Below are 16616 nucleotides of genomic sequence, written 5' to 3'. Positions count from 1 at the left end.
ACGCCCTGCGCCCAAGATTCGCCTGTTATGCCCAGAAAGGGTGGCCACCCCTCACTCCTGGGGGTCAAGGGGTCGCAGGTTCAAATCCTGTCGTCCCGACTTGCGAAGACGCAGGTCAGAGTCTGTTTCGGCGTGGTCCGGAACAGACTCTTCCTTTTCTCCGGGGTCCTCCTTCTCCAAGCCCTGCTGGTTTCTCCAGGCCCCTGTGGGTCCCTGCCCGTGAACGGCGCCCCGGTGTCGGCCCGTCGGGAAGCTGCTCTTGTGTGGTTCGACTGCGCACGGGGTTCGAGCGGGAATACCGTCGGGGGAGACGACAGGGGGGCGGGGAATGACAGGTATCGAGGTCGCCGTCGGATATGTGTGTGCCTACCTGGTGCGCAAGGCGCGCCGCGCCGCCGGCCCGGCGGACGCGGAGGTCGACCGGCTGGTGGACGCCGCGACGGAAAGGGTGCACGACCTGGTGTCGCGGGCGCTGGGCGACGACTCGGCGCTGCAGCGCGCCCGGGCGGAGGCAGCGGCCGAGACGGGCGAGGTGTCGGAGCTGACGCGCCGCCGGGTGGCCGACGCGCTGACCGCCGCCTCCCAGGACGACCCGGAACTCGCCGAAGCCCTCGACGCGGCGGTACGGGAGGCCGAGTCGGCCGTGGAGTCGGCCGGCGGCGCGGCCGCCTCGGGTGCGAGCGTGGCCGTGGCCGGGAACGTGAGCAACCGCGCGGACCGCGGTTCCGTCGCGGCGCAACGGGTCGGCGATGTGACCATGGGGAACGTGGGCCTGGGCAGCGGGAACACCGGTCACGGGAGCAACGGCGCTCCCGGGGCGAAGGCCCCGGGAGACACGGGCCGCGAAAACCCCACCCTGCCGGGCGGGCAGACGAGCTGAGCCCGCCCGGCACCCCACCAGCTCACCCGCCGGCTCGGCCCGGCGCCGCACCCGAAACGGCTGCGGCCGCAACGGTGACCAAGGCGTCGGAGCAGTCCCTGGCCGCGGGCCACATCCAGGGCGACGTCTTCCAGTTCTTCCTGACACGCGAAGACGCGGGCGGACGGCGAGGCGGCGTTCCTGCGGCGCGCACCGAGCACCTCTCCACCGCGGTGCCGCGCGCCGCCCGGTCCCATCCCTCCGGCGCGGTCCCCGGCCTCCCCCCGCCTCCGGCGGCCTTCACCGGCCGGCGGACCGAAGTGCGCCTGCTCCTCGACTTCCTGCGGCCGGCCCGCACCGGCCGGGAGCACCAGCCGGGCGTGCCCGTCATGGCGCTGGCCGGGATGGCGGGCGTCGGCAAGAGCGCCCTGGCACTCCACGCCGCGGGCGAGGCCGTCGCACAGGGCTGGTTCCGTGGCGGTGCCGTCTTCGTCGACCTGCACGGCCACGGACCGGCCGCACGCGTGGAACCGGAGGCGGCGGCCGCCCAGTTGCTGCGATCCCTCGGCCTGCACGACGACGATGTACCGTCCGGCCCGGACGACGTGCTGACCGCCCTGCGCCGGCACCTCACCGTCCTGGACCGCGCGGCCTCACCCGTCCTCGTCGTGCTGGACAACGCGTTCGACGCCGGCCAGGTCGCCCCGCTGCTGCCCGCCACCCGGTTCCACCGTGTGCTGATCACCTCACGCCACACACTGTCCACGCTCGACGCCCGGCTTCTCGACGTGAAGGTCATGGAGTCGGGGGAGGGGGCGCGGGTCATCGAGCGGGCCCTGCACGTCGCCCGCCGCTCCGATCCACGCGGATCCGGCGCCCAGCGCGCGACGGTGGCACGGCTCGCCGCACTGTGCGGAGGCCTTCCGCTGGCGCTGCTGGTCATCGCGGCCATCCTGCGGGCGGATCCCGAGCGGCCGTTGACCGATCTCATCGAGGAACTGACCGACGCGCGGGAGCGGTTGGAGGCACTGTCGCCCGAAGGGGGCGGGGGGCCGGGTACCGGCCCGGCCGTACGGGCCGCCTTCGACCTCTCCTACCAGCACCTGGGGCCCGCTCTGGCTCATGCCTTCCGCATCATGGCGGTGCATCCCGGCCCGGATCTGGCCGCCGAGGCGGTGGCGGCCCTGACCGGGCGACCGGTCCGGGAGACGCGACGCACGCTGGCCGAACTCGCCCGCGCCCACCTGGTCGAACGCGGTCGCACCCCCGGCGGGCTCGAACGCTGGTCGATGCATGACCTGGTCCGGCTCTACGCGCGCGAGCGGGGCGAGGAGCCGGAGTACCGCGGCGAGCGGGACACCGCGCTGCGACGGCTGCTCACCTTCTACGCATGGCGTGCCGCAGCGGTCCGGTGCCAGGTGGAACACCTGGACAACGTGCCGGCGGAGAAGCGCTTCACCAGCACGGCCGAAGCACTGGCCTGGGTGGAGGAGGAGTACGACAACATCACCGCCTGCGCCCGGCTCGCCCTCGACTCCGAGGGGCACGAGGCCGCCGCCTTCGACCTCATCCGCAACCTCGCCACACAGCTGGTGCAGTGGGAGTCGGGCGAGGAACTGGTGACACTGACCCGCCTGGCTCTGGAACGCGCCGCCACCGGGGGCGACGCCCATACCCGGCTGGAGATGCTGTCGGCCCACGGGGTCGCGCTGTCGAACGCGGACCGCCCGCTGGAGGCCGTGGAGATCCTGCGCGCGGCGCTCGGCGCCGCGGACCCGGGCGCCGAACCCGAGCAAGTGGCCATGATCCGGGTCGCCTTGGGCATCGCCTGCAAGGCGGCGGGCCGGTACGAGGAATCGGCCGAGCACAGCCGGGCGGCCATCGCGGTCTACTCCGGCATCGGACGGCCCCGGCAGCGGCAGTGGGCACTCAACAACCTCGGCAACGCCTTGCGCGGTGCGGGACGCCATACGGAGTCCGTCGACGTCCACCAGCGGTCCGTGCGAGCGTGCCGGGAGCTCGGCGACGGCTACATGGAGGCCAAGGCACTGTACAACCTCGCCAACGCGCTCGGGGACGCGGGACGGTTCGAGGAGAGTACGGCCGCGTTCCGGCGGTCAGAGGTCCTCTTCCGGGCCGCCGGCGACAAGTCCGGGCAGATCCACGCCCTGTCGAACCTCGCGGGCTACCTGGGGGAAGCCGGCCGGCACTCCGAGGCGGCCGGCGCCTGGCTCGCGATCGCGGATCTGCTCCGGGACGCCGGTGACCCGGCCGGCGAGGCCAACGTCCTCGCGTCCGCCGGGCGGGAGTTGCAGTCCGCCGCGGACTGGGCGGGGGTCGTCGGCATCTGCCGTCGCGCGGCCGCCCTGCTGCGCGCCCTCGACGAGCGGGCCGGCGAGGGCAACGCGTGGGCCAGCGCGGCGGCGGCCCTGTGGAATCAACGCCGGTACGCCGCCGCCGCGGTCCCCTGTGCCCGCGCGGTCCTGCTGCTGGAAGGGGAGCAGCAGGAAGAGGCCGTCAGGCTGTTGGCGGGCATCCGTGCGGCGCTCGGCAGAGAGGAGTCCGCGCGGGACGACGCGATCGACGCGCTGCTGGCGGCGGCCGCACTGCTGAGGCGCAAAGACCTCAGAGTGCACGAGGGATGGCTGCGCAACTCGGCCGGCCTGCTGCTGGAGAAGGGAGGCCGCCTGAAGGAGTCGGCGCACCAACTGCACCGCGCCGCCGACCTCTTCGGCCAGGCAGGTGAGCTCCATATGCGCGGGTGCGCCCTGAACAACCTGGGCGTCACCCTGCGCGGCATGGAGCGGTACGCCGCGTCGGAGAGCGCCATCCGCGAGGATCTCGGCATCTGCCGCGCCGCGGGCGACGAACCCGGCGAGGCCCTGTCCCTGTTCAACCTCGCGGAAACGCTCGCCGGGGCGGGCGAAACCGCCGCGGCGGTCGCCACCGGAGAGCTGGCCGCAGCCCTCTACGCCCGGCTCGACCGGGGGGAGGACGCCGAACAGGTCCGCACACGCGTCGGAGAGTACGCGAGCGGGGCTCCGGCCGATTCACGCGCCGGCCTGCCCGGGTGACAGGCCGAACAGCTCTGCCGCGTTGTCGTGGCACACGGCCCGCAGCCACTCGTCGCCGAGGCCCAGCCGTTCCAGGGCGTGCAGCTGGTGCAGATAGGGATAGGGGATGTTGGGGAAGTCGGAGCCGAGCAGGACGCGGTCGCCCAGCGCGGCGAGCCGGGGCAGGGCCTGGCGGGGGAACGGCATCAGTGCTTCGGTGAAGCCGGTGAACGCCATCGTCGTGTCGAGGCGCACCTGGTCGTACCGTTCGGCGAGGCCGAGGAACTCCTCGTACTCCGGCATGCCCAGGTGCGCGACGATCAGCCGCAGTCGCGGGTGCCGTGCCAGGACGCGCGCGATGGGTTCGGGGCCGGTGTGTTTGCCGGGGGCGGGCCCGGAGCCGCAGTGCACCACCACGGGGATCCCGGCCTCGGCCAGCACCCCCCACGCCTGCTGGAGACGTTCGTCGGCCGGATCGTACGCTCCCACCTGTACGTGAGCCTTGAACACGCGCGCGCCCGATGCGACGGCCTCGCGGACGTAGCCCTCGACGTCCGGCTCGGGGTAGAGGGTGGCGGTGTGCAGGCAGTCGGGGGTGCGGCGGGCGAAGTCGGCCGCCCATCCGTTCAGCCATCGGGCCATGCCGGGCTTGTGCGGGTAGAGCATGGCGGTGAAGGCCCGGACGCCGAACCGTCGCAGCAGGGCCGTGCGCTCCTCCTCCTGCCTGCGGTAGGTGATCGGCCACCGCAGTCCGCCGGTCAGCGGCCCGTTGGCGTCGAAGTAGTTCCAGACCTTGTGCAGGACACGCTCGGGCATGAAGTGGGTGTGGACGTCGATCAGCCCGGGAAGACCGAGCCCGTTCCAGAACCGGCGGACCTCACCGGCCTCGTCTTCCACTCCCGTGCGGGGGGAACTCACCTGATACCGCCTCTCTCTCGAACACGGTCGCCCGCAGTGTCGCAAGGCCGCCCGCGCCTGGCGAGTTCGCCGTGCTCCGGTGCCCGAGCGCCCACGGCAGGCGTTCGGCGGGCCGGCGACCGTGCGCCCTCAGCCGGCGTGGAGGACCCGGAAGCGGTCGGGTCGCGCCGGATCCCGGTCGACGACCTGGATCGGCGGCCAGGCCCACTGCCAGACGCCGATGCCCGGCGTGCGGGTGAACCGGATCCGCCCGCGGGTGCCTTCGACGGCGACGCGCGGCCAGGATCCGGCAGTGCGCGCCCGGTCCGTGCCGTGGGTACGCAGCACATCGGCGAGCACGGCGATCGTGTCGTAGCCCTCGAAGGCGACGAAGGAGGGCGCTTCACCCAGCCGCTCGCCAAGGGCCGTCCCGACGCGGACACCGAGGGGGCCGAGGCGCTCGGGAAGGTAGCGCAGGAACGGGATCGCGGCGCCGTCGTCGCCCAGCGGCGTCGCCCATTCGGCGAACTCCGGCTGCCCGGCCGGGGCACCGATCATGATGTCGGTGAGGCGCTGGTCGCGGCGGACGGACCTGACGATCGGCACGGCCGGTTCCGGGTGGCCCACGAGAAGCAGGAGGGCTGTCGCACGACGGGCGACGAGTTCGTCGCACACGTCCGCGGGGGACAGGGCGCGCATGTCGAGTTCGACGACGGTACCGCCCCGTGGAGCGAGGTGGTCCCGCAGGATGCGGGTCCCGGAGGCCCAGTAGACACTCGGGTCGGCCGCCACGGCGATGCGGCGGTGTCCCGCGCCGAGGACGAAGTCCGCGTAGACCCGCCAGCCGCGGGACTGCGCCGGGGCGAGGCGCGCGACCCATTCCGTCGGCTCTTCGGTGAGCGCGTCGAGAACCGCCGACGAGCAGAGGAACGGCAGCCCGAGGGCGTCGGCCCTGGCGGCGGCGGCGCGGGCGACGACGCTGTGATACTCCCCCGCCAGGGCGGACACGCCCAGGCGGCCCAGTTCGTCCACGGCTGCCGCGGCCCTGTGCGGATCAGCCGCGGTGTCCCGGACCACCAGTTCGAGTGGACTTCCGGCGATCCCGCCGGCCTCGTTGACCTCGCGCACGGCCAGCTCCAGCCCGGCGAGCAGGTGCCGGCCCGCCCCGACCCAGCCGGGCGGGGTCAGCGGGACGAGAGCGCCGACCCGGACGGATGAGCCGCCGGGCCGCTCCGCTCCGGGCGGCGAGGGGGGTGCTGGTGGCGCAGGGGTGACCATGCGGGACATTGCATCGGCCACCGTCGCCGGCGGACAACCGATTATGCGGGTGTCCCGGCAGACCTGCGCCGCTGCCGGGCCGCCAGTACCGCGTGGACGACGACGCCGGCGAACAGGAACAGCGCGCCCTGGTACACCGCCGCGTAGCCGGCGCCGGCCATCAGCCAGAGGGAGAAGGCCGCCGCGATGGCACTGATCAGCGAGTCGCGCACCAGACGCGCGCGGTCCACGGACTTGCCGCAGACCAGGTGGAAGATCTGCGCGGCCGCCGCCAGCAGGTACGGCACGGTCGCGGTGAACGTGGTGACGAGGACCAGGACGTCGAAGACCTTCGCCGAGCCCGACAGGTAGTTGTACGCGGTCAGGAGGGAGGACAGGACGACCGTGACGGCGACGCCGGCCGTCGGCACGCCCCGTCGGCGGCGGGCGAAGGCGGCCGGGAACAGGCCGTCCTTGGCCGCGGCGTACGGGGTCTGGGCGCTCAGCAGCGTCCAGCCGTTCAGGCAGCCGGTCATCGACACCAGCGCCGCCAGCGCCACCGCCGTACCGCCCCAGCTGCCGCCGAACATCGTGTTCACGGCGTCGGAGAAGGGGGCCGTGGAGGTCATCAGCCGGTGGTGCGCGACCGTGCCGAAGACGGACAGCGTGCCCAGCAGATAGACCAGCGCGGCGCCCGCGGTGCCGATGACGGTGGCGCGCCCCACGTTGCGGCGGGCGTTCTTGACCTCGCCGGCGCTCACCGCGGCGGACTCCACACCGAGGTAGGAGAAGAGCAGCAGCGCGGCGGAGGCGGAGACGGCACCGACGGCACTGTGACCGCCGGCGTTGAAGGGCCCGAGCCGGGAGGGGTCGAAGAAGAACAGACCGCCGACCGCGACGAGCAGCAGCGGCACGAACTTGAGCACCGTCGACACCAGCTGGACGGCGCCCACGTACCGGGTGCCGGCGAAGTTGGCGAGGGCGGGCAGCCACTGCAGGGCCAGGGCGGCCAGGCAGGCGGTCCACCGGTGGTCGTCGACCGGGATCAGTACGTCCAGGTAGCCGACGGCGGCGACGGCGAGCGCCGCGTTCGAGACCCAGGTGGTGATCCAGTAGGACCAGGCGGCGAGGAAGCCCGCGAAGTCACCGAAGGCCTCGCGCGCGTAGACATAGGGGCCGCCGGTACGGGGGTCCCGCGCGGCGAGCCGGCCGAAGACCAGGGCCAGCGCGATCGCGCCGACGGTCAGGACGGCGAAGGCGACCAGGCTCACCGTGCCGTAGGGGGCGATGGAGGCGGGCAGCAGGAAGATGCCGCCGCCGATGATGTTGCCCATGACCAGCGCGGTCGCGACCGGCAGTCCGAAGCGGCGGGCGTGCTTGCTGGTGCTGCCGTGGGTGCCCGCTGTGGGAGCCTCGGGGCTCTCCGAAGGGGCCGGAGCCGACGGGGGGACGGTTCCGGTGACGTGCATGGGGGGTGGACCTCTCATCGAACAGACGTCCCGGGATCGCCGGGGCGCAGCCCATGGTCGGGGACGGGCCCATCCGCCGCAAAATCGCCGTTCCTTGTGCCGTCCGACCCCGCCGATCCTGCAAAAAGTGCACTGTTGCGGCCTGTGTGCAGTGAAATGTCCGGCGGCTCGGACGCGGCTACGCGGCTCGTACGCGGCGCGGCGTCAGGCGCCGCGGTCGGACTCGCCGCCGGCCCACAGGCTGCGCACATGCCCAAGGTGCCGGGTCATGATCGCGTGGACGGCCTTCCCGTCCCGCTCCAGCAGGGCGTCGAGGAGTTCCAGGTGTTCCTCGGCGGAGGCGAGCAGCCGGCCGGCCTCCACCAGGGCCGTCAGGCCGTACAGGCGGGAGCGGCCCCGCAGGTCGGCCACCACCTCGACCAGGTGGGCGTTGCCCGCGAGGGCCAGCAGGCCGAGGTGGAAGCGGGTGTCGGCCTCGACGTAGGCGATCAGGTCGCCCGCCACCGCCGCGGTGACGATCTCCCGGGCCGCCGGGCGCAGCGCCTCCAGCGAGACGCGGTCGGCGGTGCGGGCCAGCTCGGCCACGGTCGGGATCTCGATGAGGGCGCGGATGTGCGTGTACTCGTCCAGCTGCTGGTCGGAGACCGCGGTGACCCGGAAACCCTTGTTCGGCACGGTGTCGACCAGGCCTTCCTTGGCCAGGTCCAGCATCGCCTCGCGCACCGGCGTCGCGGAGACGCCGAAGCGGGCGGCGAGCGAGGGCGCGGAGTACACCTCGCCCGGTCGCAGCTCCCCCGCGATCAGCGCGGCGCGCAGCGCGTCGGCGACCCGCTCGCGGTAACTGCTGCGCCGGCCGCCCAGCCGGGGGAGTGCGGGCATCTCCGTGCCCCGCGTGTTCTGTGCCATGTCACGCATCACCGGGGTGAGTCTAGAGGACGCTCTACAGGACGAAGCCCTCCGGGAAGGGGTCGGTGGGATCGAGGAGGTACTGCGCGGTGCCGGTGATCCACGCCCGCCCGGTGAAGCTGGGCAGGACCGCCGGGCGGCCGGCGACCTCCGTCGTGCCCAGCAGCCGTCCGGTGAAGCGGGTGCCGATGAACGACTCGTTCACGAACTCGGTGTGCAGGGGCAGTTCGCCGCGTGCGTGCAGTTGCGCCATGCGCGCGCTCGTGCCCGTGCCGCACGGGGAACGGTCGAACCAGCCCGGGTGGATGACCATGGCGTGGCGCGAGCGGCGGGCGGTGGCGCCCGGTGCGTGGAGGTGGACGTGGTGGCAGCCGTGGATGGAGGGGTCCTCGGGGTGTACCGGTTCCGCCTCGGCGTTGATCGCGTCCATCAGCGTCAGACCGGCCGCGAGGATGTCGTCCTTGCGGGCGCGGTCGAAGGGCAGTCCGAAGGCGTCGAGCGGCAGGATCGCGTAGAAGTTGCCGCCGTAGGCGAGGTCGTAGGTGACCGTGCGGCCGTCGGGCAGGGTGATCGTGCGGTCCAGGCCGACGGCGAACGACGGCACGTTCCTCAGGGTCACGTTCCGCGCGGCGCCGTCCTCCACCGCCACCTCGGCGACCACCGGTCCGGCGGGGGTGTCCAGCCGGATGGTGGTCACCGGTTCCACGACGTCCACCATGCCGGTCTCCACCAGCACCGTGGCGACCCCGATGGTGCCGTGCCCGCACATCGGCAGACAGCCGGAGACCTCGATGTAGATGACACCCCAGTCGCAGTCGGGCCGGGTCGGCGGCTGCAGGATCGCGCCGCTCATCGCCGAGTGGCCGCGCGGCTCGTTCATCAGCAACCGCTTGAGGGAGTCGCGGTGTTCGCGGAAGTACAGCCGCCGCTCGTTCATCGTCGCACCCGGTACGGTGCCGATCCCGCCGGTGACCACCCGGGTCGGCATGCCCTCGGTGTGCGAGTCGACGGCGTGCAGGACGAGCTTGCTGCGCATGGTCAGACTCCCTGGGCGAGACCGGCGGCGACGGCCTTCTCGGTGGCCGCCCGGACGGCGGCCTGCTGTTCGGGCGCCAGCGGCACGCGGGGCGGGCGCACCGGGCCGCCGTACCGGCCGACGACGTCCATCGACAGCTTGATCGCCTGGACGAACTCGACCTTCGAGTCCCAGCGCAGCAGCGGGTGCAACTGCCGGTACAGGGGCAGCGCGGTGCCGAGGTCCCCGGCGGCCGCGGCGCGGTACAGCTCCACCGAGGCACGCGGGAGCGCGTTCGGGTAGCCGGCCACCCAGCCCTTGGCTCCCGCCACCGCCAGTTCCAGCAGGACGTCGTCGGCGCCGGCCAACAGGTCCAGCTCCGGGGCGAGTTCGGCGATGCGGTAGGCGCGGCGGACGTCGCCGGAGAACTCCTTGACGCCGTGGATGTGTCCCTCGCCGTGCAGCCGGGCGAGGAGCTCGGGCACCAGGTCGACCTTGGTGTCGATCGGGTTGTTGTACGCCACCACCGGCAGCCCCGCGCGCGCCACCTCGGCGTAGTGGGCGAGGACGGAGCGCTCGTCGGCGCGGTAGGCGTTGGGCGGCAGCAGCATCACGGACGCGCAGCCGGCCTCGGCCGCCTGCTCGGCCCAGCGCCGGGCCTCGGCCGAACCGTAGGCGGCGACGCCCGGCATCACCCGCTCGCCGCCGATCGCGGCCACGGCCGTCTCCACCACGCGGGCGCGCTCGTCGGGGCCGAGCACCTGGTACTCGCCCAGCGAGCCGTTCGGTACGACGCCGTCGCAGCCGTTCGCGACCAGCCAGGCGCAGTGCTCCGCATAGCGGTCGTGGTCGACGGACAGATCCTCGCGCAGGGGCAGGGCCGTGGCGACGAGGACGCCCCGCCAGGGGCGGTTCGGTGCGTGGGTCATGGGTGATCCCCCTCTATGGCGTGTGACATATTACTGAGTGATGTGCCTTCTGGACAGGAGCTCGTCCGGCTTCGGCTCCGGCCTCGGTGCGGTCGGTCAGGCGTCCGGCGGCTCGGCCAGGACGCCGAGCGGCACCGGGCGGGCGAACGGCCGGCGCCCGGGGGTGAGCGGGCATCCGGTCAGGCCGGCCACCGCGGGCGCGCACACGCGGCCCTGGCACCAGCCCATGCCGGCCCGCGTCAGCAGCTTCACGGTGCGCAGGTCCCCCGCGCCGAGCGGGCCGGCGGCCGTACGGACCTCGCCGGCGGTGACCTCCTCGCACCGGCACACCACCGTGTCGTCCGTGATCCGGTCCGCCCAGCCGGCGGGCGGCGCGTACACCGGGTCGAGTGCCGCGAAGAACGCCCGCTGCCGGGCCCTGGCCCGGGCGGCCGCGGCCCAGGTCCGCGGGTCGGGTACGGCGCCGTACAGGCGGGCGGCGATCGAGCGGCCGGCGATGTGGCCCTCGGCGAGCGCCAGGGCCGCCCCGCCGATGCCGGTGCTCTCCCCGGCGGCCCAGACCCCGGGTACGTCGGTGCGCTGCTCCTCGTCGACCCGTACGGCCGTGCCGGTCAGGGTGCAGCCGAGGGTCTCGGCGAGGTCGGTGTGCGGCAGCATGCCGTGTCCGACGGCGAGGGTGTCGCACGGGATGCGGCGCGCGCTGCCGGGCCGGGTCCGCCCGTCGCGCTCCGGTGCGGCGACCGTGACCGCCTCCAGCCGGTCGGTGCCGTGCGCCTCCACCACGGTGTGCCGAAGCAGCGTACGCACCCGGTGCCGCAGCAGCCGCCCCGCGTACCAGGCGCCTTCGGCGAGCTTGCCGGGCTCCGCGGCGACGGCCGGCGTGCGGCGCAGCAGGGCCCCGGGACCGGCGGACTCCACCAGCGCGGCCACGTGCGCGCCCGCCGCGGCGAGCCCCGTGGCCACCGGCAGCAGCAGCGGCCCGGTACCGGCCACCACGACCGTGCGGCCGGGCAGCACCAGGCCGCCCTTGAGCATGGCCTGTGCGCCGCCCGCCGTCACGACGCCGGGAAGCGTCCAGCCGGGAAAGGGGAGGACGCGCTCGTAGCCGCCGGTGGCGAGCAGTACGGCGTCGGCGCGGACGGTGACCCCCTCCTCCTGTGCCCGGCCCCGCAGGGCGTGCACCGTGAAGGAGTCCGGCTCCCGTTGCACGCACCAGACGTGATGACCGGTCAGATGGGTGACACGCCCGGCGGTGAGGTGCCGGCCGATGCCGTCCCGCAGCCGTTCCCAGGTGCGCCACTGGTGGTGCAGGGCCTCGGGGCGGCGGGCGCCGAGGGCACGGGCGGGCTGCCGGTAGAACTGCCCTCCCGCCTGCTCGGCCGCGTCCACGAGGGTGACCCGCACGCCTCTGGAGGCGGCCGCCAGTGCCCCGGCGAGTCCCGCCGGACCCGCCCCGACGACGGCGAGATGCGCTCGCTCACTCATGATCCCGTCCCGTCCCCTCCTGTGTGCGGATCTCGTCGCCCGGCTGCAGCGGCACCAGGCAGGCCCGCTGGTTCGCCCGGCCGTTGACGGTCACCAGGCAGTCGAAGCACACCCCGATCCCGCAGAAGACGCCGCGCGGCCGGCCGGAGCCGCGGGTGCTGCGCCAGGCCGTGACGCCCGCCGCCCACAGCGCCGCCGCGGCCGTCTGCCCAGGCAGGACGGTGAGGGGGCGGCCGTCGAAGGTGACGGTGAAGGCCTCGCCCGGCCGGGCCCGGGCCAGCTCCAGGGGGTTCACGGTGTGTCGCCTCCGTCGGTGTCGTAGTCCTTGAAGCCCTCGTAGTCCTCGGAGTCCTCGGAGTCCGCGAACGCCTCGTGTTCCTCACAGGTCTCGAACCGCTCCGGACGGAACGGTCTGAGATCCAGCTCCGGTGTCTTCCCGGTGAGCCGCTGCGCGATCAACTGCCCCGTGCCGACGGCCAGTCCGATGCCGGCGCCCTCGTGCCCGCACGCGTGGAAGAGGCCCGGCGCGCGGGGGTCGGGGCCGATCGCCGGGAGGTGGTCGGGCAGGTACGGCCGAAAGCCCGCGTACGTCCGCATCGCGCGCACCCGCTCCAGGAACGGGAACAGACCGATCGCCCCGGCCGCGAGCGCCCGTACCGCTGCGAGCGACAGCGAGCGGTCGAAGCCGACCCGCTCCCGGCTGGCACCGATCAGCACCGGTCCGGCGGCCGTGCCCTCCACCACCGGGGAGGTGCGCAGGGCGGCCGAGTCGCTGGCGACGTCCGCCACGTAGTCCGCGGCGTACACCTTGTGCCGGACCATCCGCGGCAGGGGCTCGGTGACCAGGACGAAGCCGCGCCGGGGGAGCACCGGCAGCCGGACGCCGGCGAGCGCCGCGAGGTCGCCGCCCCAGGTGCCGGCCGCGTTGACCACCGCCGGTGCGTGCAGGTCGCCCCGGTCGGTGCGCACCCCGGCCACCGCGCCGTCGGCCGTGCGCAGTACACCGGTCACGGTCCAGCCCGTGTGCAGACGGGCGCCGGAGGCGCGGAGCAGATGGGCGGCGGCGAGGGCGGGCATGACCTGGGCGTCCTGCGGATAGAACACGCCGCCCGCCTGGCCGGTGGCCAGGTGGGGCTCCAGGGAGGGGAGTTGGTCCGCGCGGACCGGGTCCGCCACGACTCCGGCGGACCGCTGGCCGTCGGCGAACGCGTGCAGCGCCGTGAGGGCGCCGGGAGAGGAGGCGACGACCAGGCCGCCCTTGGGTTCGTATTCGACCGCCGTGCCCAGTTCGTCGCCCAGCTCTGCCCACAACCGGGCGGACAGCAGGGCGAGATCGAGCTCGGGGCCGGGTTCCTTGTCGGAGACCAGCAGGTTGCCCTCACCCGCCCCGGTGGTGCCGCCGGCCACCGGGCCCCGGTCCACCACTCGTACGTCGAGGCCGGCCCGCGCGGCGTACCACGCGCAGGCCGCGCCCACCATTCCGGCTCCTACGACCACGACGTCGCAGGTCAGTCGCTTCGGCACGCCAGTACTATGTCACATGGCGCTGGTTCTGAGGAGACCTCGGAAGACATGGGTCCCGGCTCCGCCCGACCGGCGCCGCACACGTCACCTGTTTCCAGGCGTGGACGCCCCCTTGACGCCGACTTGAGCCGGATCGACACTCCAGTCAGGGAATCCTAGTGAACAGGTAGGAAATCATGAGGCGCCTCGAAGCGGTCACCGGCCGAACGGGCCGTACGCCGTTGCGCGCCCCCCTGCTCACCTCCCGTCGCCACATCGATCTGCTGCGCGTCTGCAGCGCCATCAGCCTCCACCGCTGAGCCGGGGCCCCTCGCACGCACCGGCCCCGCGCCGCCCGCCGGCGCGCACCTTCGCATGCCCACCACCCGGGGAGACGCATGTCCATCACCCAGCTCGCCGCCGTCCCGCCCGTCCACCGCGCCGCTCCCCTCTTCCGGGGCCGGCTCGGCCGGGACGCGCGCAGCGGCCACCACGCCGTGCCGCACCGCTACCGGCTCCATCTGTCCACCGCGTGCCCCGACGGACTGCGCCTCGCCGTCGGCCACAGCCTCCTCGGCCTCGACGACAGCTGTCCGGTCAGCCTCTTGCCCGCCGTCCCCGACTGTCCCGGCGGCGGTCACTCCGCGCTGCGCCCGCTGTACGAGGCGAGCGCCCACCACTACACCGGCCCCGCTCTCGGACCCGTGCTCAGCGACGACTGGTCCGGCCGGATCGTCAGCACCCACGCCCCCGACATCCTGCGCGACCTCGACCGCTTCCCGCACGAGGGGCAGGTCTCCCTCCGCCCCTGCGGCCTGGAGTCGGTGATCGAGGCCGCCGAACGGATGTGCTCCGAAGGGATCGAGGAGGCCGCGCAGCGCGCCGGGCGGGCCGGCGGCGACCCGGCCGAACGGGCCGCCGCCCTCGACGCGCTCCTCGACACCCTGGGCCGACTGGAGAACCGGCTGGCCGGTGAGGAGTACCTGGTCGACGACCGGCTCACCGCCGCCGACGTGGAACTGTGGGCGGCGCTGGTGCAGTTGGACACCGTCCACCGCTGCCACCTGGACGCCTCCGCCGTGCACCGCATCGCCGGCCACGGCGCCCTGTGGGCCTACGCCCGCCGGCTCGCCGCCCACCCGGCCTTCGGCCGCCACCTCGACCTCGACGGCATCTCCCGCCGCCACCACGGCCGTTGCAGGGGCCTGGAAGCCGCCGGAGCCGCTGTCCAGATCCTGGACTGGGCGGGCCATGCCGCGGATGCCGGGGACACTTCTCGCAGGTGAGAGCGGTCGGGCGATGTCCGATGAGCGGACGGCCGTTGACTTCCGGCGGACGGCTTGACGCGGAGCAGATCGACGGCGCGGTCGGCGACGAGGAGCCCGGCGTACGACCGTACGCGGCCCTGCGGGCGGCTCGCGGCCGTCCTGGGAGCTGCGTGCATGGCGTCACCTGTCACTGTCCGGCCCCGCGGGGCCCTCGCGCTTACCGAAAACGTCTGTTCCGGTCCGGTCCTCACCTGGGGCACCCCCACCGCGATGCGAGGGTTGCCGGTCAGCGAGCCAGGGCTTGGCGCTGACGCTCATGACCGTTCTGAGCCGTAAGCAAGTCACGCCCGCCCAGCCCCCGGTTCCCGCGCGCCACCGTGCGCCGCCTCGTGCGTAGCGCCGTCGCGGCCCGCACCCGCCCGCCGCGGTCGCGGGGTGTCCGAATCCGTACAAGGGGTCCATCCGGGACCTCGTCATCAACACCGGCAACCGGCAGACCTTCGTCGGCTCCCCGGCCACGGTCGCGCAGACCATCGACGACTTCGTGCAGGCCGACGCCTCCGACGGCTTCATCCTCGTCCCGCACATCACCCCCGGCGGCCTGGACCCCTTCGCCGACCAGGTCGTGCCCCTGCTCCAGGAACGGGGCGTCTTCCGCACCGAGTACGAGGGCACGACCCTGCGCGACCACCTCGGCCTCGCCCCCCCGGACGCCGGCGCGGCCGCGGACGTCACCTCCCCCGTAGGTGACGTCCGCGGCCGATCCCCCGGCGCCGGACCGTGGTCGTCCCCGGTCGTGTGCCGTCACCAGCACATGACCGCTGTCTGCCCGCAACCCCACGTGGAGTACAGGCGGACGCGGACGACATAGCGCCGGCCCCTGACGAGCCGGACGCGGACGGCGGCGTTGTCCGGGCCGCCGCCGTCGTCGTGCCCCGCGAGGAAGCGCGGCACCCCGTCGCGCTCCTCGAAGACCACGAGCACGGTGTCGGCGTCGCCGAAGGTGCCCACGGTGTACTCGCGGGTCTCCGGCGGCTCGACGGTGAAGTCGGCCTGCTCGCCCGGCCCGAGACCGAGCGGCACCGACCGGAACGGCACCAGCCCGGCCGGCCTCGCGGGGCCGGCGGGCGGATACCAGCGCAGCACGAACTCCTTGTCGGCCGGGGACGGGCCGGCGGACGGAGACAGCCCCCCGCGGTACTGCTCCGGCTCCAGCACCAGCCCCGGCCCGAACGGGAACGTCATCACCGACTGCGGATCCCACACCGAGGCGCTCGCCTCGCCGGCGTCCAGCTCCCGCAGCACGTTCGTGTACGTCGTCTCCCGGCTCCAGTGGTTCGGCGGGCCCGCCAGCTCGGCGTACACGGCCTCGTCGTCCCAGTGGAGCCCGGCGTACGGGCTCTGGTGCTCGTGCACCATGCCGAGCGCGTGCCCGATCTGGTGCAGGACCGTCCCCCGCTCCCCGGGCCCGGTCACGTCCCAGCCCAGGTTCATGGTGCGTTCGCTCCGGCCGGCCGACAGCGCCTCACGCCCCACCGCCGACCAGGAACCCCCGCCGGCCTGGAACCCGATCCGCAGCTCCGCCTCGGCCCGGTCATCGGCCTCGGCGAACGTGAGGCCGATGCCGAGCCCCTGCCACTCGCGGAAGCAGTCGCGGACCACGTCCCGCTGCTCCGCGCCCCCGGCCCACGGCACGCGGCGCAGCTCACCGGTCCCGGGTACCGGGATCACCGAGGCGTCGCAGCCGTCGAAGAACCAGTAGTGCAGCACCGTGCCGTTGACCCACATCCGCCGCCCGGCGAGCAGCGCGCCCAGCCGCTCGGCGGTCAGCCCCGGTGCGAAGCACGGGGCCGGCCGCCGTACAAGCGCGCACAGGCGTCGGGTCATGCGGCCAGCGTGCCGTCCGCCCGCGCCGGGCGCCTGAGTCGGGAGCTACTCAAGTCACCCTGTATCAAAGGTGAGTAGGCGCGCTCAG

General features: G+C 73.9%; 14 protein-coding genes, 1 pseudogene and 1 riboswitch. Of the genes and pseudogenes, 5 read left to right on the top strand and 10 right to left on the bottom strand.

Annotated features, from left to right (window positions below; all coding sequences use genetic code 11):
* Nucleotides 1-328 precede the first annotated feature (328 nt).
* A complete protein-coding gene (locus tag IO33_RS51270) occupies nt 329-880 on the top strand; it encodes a hypothetical protein (protein ID WP_051926894.1) in 552 nt (183 codons plus the stop codon).
* A gap of 74 nt (nt 881-954) precedes the next feature.
* A complete protein-coding gene (locus tag IO33_RS0121975; protein WP_031167627.1) occupies nt 955-3933 on the top strand; it encodes a tetratricopeptide repeat protein in 2979 nt (992 codons plus the stop codon).
* Here the strand turns inward: IO33_RS0121975 and IO33_RS0121970 are convergent.
* The 9 genes from IO33_RS0121970 to IO33_RS0121930 form a co-directional block, all read right to left on the bottom strand.
* Nucleotides 3910-4830, bottom strand: coding sequence for an amidohydrolase family protein (locus IO33_RS0121970; RefSeq protein ID WP_031167625.1), 921 nt, complete (start codon nt 4828-4830; stop codon nt 3910-3912). The two genes, IO33_RS0121975 and IO33_RS0121970, sit on opposite strands and share 24 nt — an antisense overlap.
* 129 nt (nt 4831-4959) lie before the next feature.
* Entirely contained in the window at nt 4960-6087 is a 1128-nt protein-coding gene (locus IO33_RS0121965; RefSeq protein WP_031167624.1) for an ABC transporter substrate-binding protein, read from the bottom strand.
* Nucleotides 6088-6128: 41 nt separating this feature from the next.
* On the bottom strand, nt 6129-7535 hold the full coding sequence (locus IO33_RS0121960; protein ID WP_031167623.1) for an amino acid permease: 1407 nt from the start codon (nt 7533-7535) through the stop codon (nt 6129-6131).
* A gap of 204 nt (nt 7536-7739) precedes the next feature.
* On the bottom strand, nt 7740-8441 hold the full coding sequence (locus IO33_RS0121955; protein ID WP_031167622.1) for a GntR family transcriptional regulator: 702 nt from the start codon (nt 8439-8441) through the stop codon (nt 7740-7742).
* A 34-nt stretch (nt 8442-8475) separates the two neighbouring features.
* Nucleotides 8476-9477, bottom strand: a complete 1002-nt coding sequence (locus tag IO33_RS0121950; protein WP_031167620.1) for a proline racemase family protein — start codon at nt 9475-9477, stop codon at nt 8476-8478.
* A gap of 2 nt (nt 9478-9479) precedes the next feature.
* Nucleotides 9480-10385 (bottom strand): dihydrodipicolinate synthase family protein, encoded by a 906-nt coding sequence (locus tag IO33_RS0121945; RefSeq protein ID WP_031167618.1) that lies wholly within the window; start codon nt 10383-10385, stop codon nt 9480-9482.
* 96 nt (nt 10386-10481) lie between these two features.
* Entirely contained in the window at nt 10482-11870 is a 1389-nt protein-coding gene (locus IO33_RS0121940; protein WP_031167615.1) for an NAD(P)/FAD-dependent oxidoreductase, read from the bottom strand.
* Nucleotides 11863-12165, bottom strand: a complete 303-nt coding sequence (locus IO33_RS0121935) for a (2Fe-2S)-binding protein (protein WP_031167613.1) — start codon at nt 12163-12165, stop codon at nt 11863-11865. The genes IO33_RS0121940 and IO33_RS0121935 overlap by 8 nt, the downstream gene beginning before the upstream one ends.
* Nucleotides 12162-13394 (bottom strand): NAD(P)/FAD-dependent oxidoreductase, encoded by a 1233-nt coding sequence (locus IO33_RS0121930; protein WP_051926893.1) that lies wholly within the window; start codon nt 13392-13394, stop codon nt 12162-12164. Before IO33_RS0121930 ends, IO33_RS0121935 begins: the two co-directional genes overlap by 4 nt.
* 176 nt (nt 13395-13570) lie before the next feature.
* Here IO33_RS0121930 and IO33_RS53560 point away from each other — a divergent pair, with 176 nt between their 5' ends.
* The 3 genes and pseudogenes from IO33_RS53560 to IO33_RS47590 form a co-directional block, all read left to right on the top strand.
* Nucleotides 13571-13693, top strand: a complete 123-nt coding sequence (locus IO33_RS53560) for a putative leader peptide (protein WP_280921806.1) — start codon at nt 13571-13573, stop codon at nt 13691-13693.
* Between the two features lie 78 nt (nt 13694-13771).
* A complete protein-coding gene (locus tag IO33_RS0121925; protein ID WP_031167609.1) occupies nt 13772-14659 on the top strand; it encodes a glutathione S-transferase C-terminal domain-containing protein in 888 nt (295 codons plus the stop codon).
* A 190-nt stretch (nt 14660-14849) separates the two neighbouring features.
* Nucleotides 14850-14963, bottom strand: a riboswitch (SAM riboswitch).
* A 135-nt stretch (nt 14964-15098) separates the two neighbouring features.
* Nucleotides 15099-15380, top strand: a pseudogene (locus IO33_RS47590) (F420-dependent methylene-tetrahydromethanopterin reductase); the annotation flags it as partial.
* Nucleotides 15381-15445: 65 nt separating this feature from the next.
* Here the strand turns inward: IO33_RS47590 and absR1 are convergent.
* Nucleotides 15446-16528, bottom strand: a complete 1083-nt coding sequence (gene absR1 / locus IO33_RS0121915) for a beta-glucuronidase AbsR1 (RefSeq protein ID WP_031167605.1) — start codon at nt 16526-16528, stop codon at nt 15446-15448.
* Nucleotides 16529-16616: the final 88 nt, after the last annotated feature.

Source organism: Streptomyces durhamensis, from assembly GCF_000725475.1.
GTDB lineage: Bacteria > Actinomycetota > Actinomycetes > Streptomycetales > Streptomycetaceae > Streptomyces > Streptomyces filipinensis.
This window is presented reverse-complemented; position numbering and strand designations above follow the sequence as displayed.